The sequence below is a fragment of the Streptomyces sp. AC627_RSS907 genome (assembly GCF_019049165.1).
The window spans coordinates 1-544 of record NZ_JAGMUE010000203.1; the positions used below are offsets into that span (position 1 = coordinate 1).

The following is a 544-nucleotide window of genomic DNA, read 5'->3' on the forward strand; positions in this document are numbered from 1 at the left end:
ATGGACACCTTCGGACCCGTGTCGGACAACGCGCAGGGCATCGCCGAGATGTCCGGCGACGTCCGGGACGAGGGCGCGCAGGTGCTCACCGACCTGGACGCGGTGGGCAACACCACCAAGGCCATCACCAAGGGCATCGCGATCGCCACGGCGGTGCTGGCCGCGGCGGCGCTGTTCGGCTCGTACCGCGACGCGATCGCCGAGGCGGTCAACGACGTCAACGCGAACGTGGCCGGCGAGATGAACCTGAGCATGGACATCTCGCAGCCGAACAACCTGGTGGGGCTCGTCTTCGGCGCGGCGGTCGTCTTCCTTTTCTCCGGCCTGGCGATCAACGCGGTGTCGCGATCGGCGGGCTCGGTGGTCTACGAGGTTCGCCGGCAGTTCCGGGAGAAGCCCGGGATCATGAACTACACCGAGAAGCCCGACTACGGGCGCGTCGTCGACATCTGCACCAAGGACGCGCTGCGCGAATTGGCCACACCCGGCCTGCTCGCGGTGCTCGCCCCGATCGCCGTCGGGTTCTCGCTGGGCATCGGCGCGC

At 68.8% G+C, this 544-nt stretch carries 1 protein-coding gene; it reads left to right on the forward strand.

The window, feature by feature from the left end; genetic code table 11:
- Positions 1-544 (forward strand): sodium/proton-translocating pyrophosphatase (locus KUM32_RS32150; protein WP_217145475.1); only part of this gene is annotated, 544 nt, incomplete at both ends.